This window comes from Streptomyces sp. NPDC031379 (assembly GCF_055569615.1).
Genome location: NZ_JBVIIT010000066.1, coordinates 1 through 2,517 on the forward strand (window position 1 = coordinate 1; position 2,517 = coordinate 2,517).

The 2,517-nt window shown below is 72.3% G+C and carries 2 protein-coding genes; both read left to right on the top strand.

The features are described from left to right. Nucleotides 1–167: 167 nt before the first annotated feature. Nucleotides 168–1,277, top strand: coding sequence for a right-handed parallel beta-helix repeat-containing protein (locus ACZ5CW_RS41155; protein ID WP_468610959.1), 1,110 nt, complete (start codon nucleotides 168–170; stop codon nucleotides 1,275–1,277). A 109-nt stretch (nucleotides 1,278–1,386) separates the two neighbouring features. After that, complete coding sequence (locus tag ACZ5CW_RS41160) at nucleotides 1,387–2,382, top strand: methyltransferase (RefSeq protein WP_468610961.1); 996 nt, start codon at nucleotides 1,387–1,389, stop codon at nucleotides 2,380–2,382. Nucleotides 2,383–2,517: the final 135 nt, after the last annotated feature.

Consider the following 2,517-nt stretch of genomic DNA (forward strand, 5'->3'; position numbering starts at 1 on the left):
CCCCCCCCCCCCCCCCCCCCCCCCCCCCCCCCCCCCCCCCCCCCCCCCCCCCCCCCCCCCCCCCCCCCCCCCCCCCCCCCCCCCCCCCCCACGTCTTTGTCCGGTGACACGCCGCCGAACGGAGCATCCGGCCGGTAATCGGCTCATGCGCTCCTAGCCTTCGGAATGTGACAAAACGCCATATTACGTATCTCGCATGTGCGACGGCGCTCCTCGGCGCGTTCGTCGGTTCCGCCCCGGCGTCGGCCGCCCACCGGCTCCACGTGGTGCAGCCGGGTGAGTCGATCCAGAAGGCGGTGAACGCCGCCCGGCCGGGAGACACCGTGCTCGTCCTGGCCGGCGTCTACCACGAGAGCGTCACGGTGCGGACGCCGGGACTGACCCTGCGCGGCGTGGGTCACCGCACGGTGATCGCGCCGGTCCTGAAGACCGCCTCGAAGCCGGCCGCGAAGCAGGCCGCGAAACCGGGCGCCCCGAAGGCTTCCGTCAGCTGTCTCGAGGGCGGCAACGGCATCTGTGTGGTCGGCGGCAAGGACAAGGCCCTCCCGGACGTCACCGTCGCCGACCTGAAGGTGACCGGCTTCTCCAAGATCGGCCTGTGGTCCATGGGCACCGACCACCTGACCGTGCGGGGGGTGACCGCCGACGACAACGGGCAGTGGGGCATCGCCCAGGAGCACTCCACCCGCGGCGTCTTCCGGGGGAACACCGCCCGGGGCAACGGTGACGCCGGCCTGTTCCTCGCCAACAACGTGAAGGCCGAGGAAGGCGCCACGAACAGCAAGGGCGCGCTGGTCCTGGGGAACCGCCTCGAGAACAACCGGATCGGCATCACCGTCCGCCGGCTGCGCAACCTGACCGTCAGCGGCAACCACCTCACCGGCAACTGCGCGGGCGTGTTCGTCGTCGGCGACGAGAACAAGCCGAGGGCGGGCGCCCTGACCGTCAGCGACAACCGCGTCGAGCGCAACAACAAGTACTGCGCGAAGACCGCCCGGCTGCCCTATCTGCAGGGCTCCGGGATCGTGCTGACCGGCACCGAGAACACGCTGGTCACGCGGAACGTCGTCACCGGCCACTCGGGCAGGTCCCCGCTGTCGGGCGGCATCGTCCTGTTCAAGAGCTTCGTGGGCGTCACCAGCGAGCGGAACCAAATCACCGGCAACCACCTGGCGGACAACTCCCCCGCGGACCTCGTCAACCAGGAAGCCACCAAGAACGGCAACGCCTTCGACCGCAACTCCTGCCGGGCGTCCAAGCCCGCGGGGCTGTGCTGACCGGGCCGCACCCCACCCACGCAAGGAAGGAAGGCGGCACATGACCGCACCATCCGCCGGGATCTCGGCTCCCCTCGGGCAGGGGGCACCTCCACCCCCGCCGCCGTCGATGCGACTGAGAGAACTCGTTTTCGGGGCGGCCTGTGCCGCCGCCGTCCGCGCGGCCGCCCGGCTGGGCGTCGCCGACGCACTCGGGGACGCCCCGATGACCGTGGAGCACCTCGCGGCCGCGGTGAAGACCGAGCCGAAGCCGCTGCGCCGGCTGCTGCGCGCCCTGTCCTGCTACGGCGTCTTCGCCGAGCGGCCCGACGGGACGTTCGCCCACACCGAGATGTCCCGGCTGCTGCGCGAGGACGACCCGAACAGCCTGCGGTACATCTCCCTGTGGTGCACCGAGCCGTGGACCTGGGACGCCTGGCCGAAGCTGGACGAGGCGGTGCGCACCGGCAAGAACGTCGTCGAGGACCTCTACGGCAAGGAGTTCTTCGTCTACCTGAACGAGGACGCCCCCGAGTCCGCTGACGTCTTCAACCGCGCGATGACGACCTCCAGCGAGCAGTCGGCGCGCGATGTCGCCGCGCTCCTGGACCTGTCCGGCGCCTCGTCCGTCGCGGACCTCGGCGGCGGGCAGGGCCACGTGGTGGCGAGCCTGCTGGACAAGTACCCGGCGATGCGGGGCTTCCTGCTGGACCTGCCGCGGGTCGTGGAGAACGCCGTGCCGCGGCTGCGCCCCGGGGGCGACCTCGCCGACCGGGCCCGTATCGTGCCCGGCGACGTCCGCGCGTCCGTCCCGGTCGAGGCCGACGTCTACATCATCAAGAACATCCTGGAGTGGGACGACGAGTCCACGGCCAGGCTGCTGCGCAACGTCGTCGAGGCGGGCGGTGCCGGCACCCGGGTCGTCGTCATCGAGAACCTCGTCGACGACACCCCCTCGATGCGCTTCAGCACCGCCATGGACCTGCTGCTGCTCCTGAACGTCGGCGGGGCCAAGCACACCACCGCCAGCATGGTCGGCCGGCTCGAGGCCGCGGGACTGATCGTCGGCGACATCCGACCGGTCAACCCCTATCTGCACGCGTTCGACTGCACGGTCCCCGCGTAGCTCGGGACTCCCCCGGGGAACACCGGTGGCGGGGGGGGGGGGGGGGGGGGGGGGGGGGGGGGGGGGGGGGGGGGGGGGGGGGGGGGGGGGGGGTGGGGGGGGGAGGGAAGGGGGGGGGGGGGGTGGGGTTTTTTC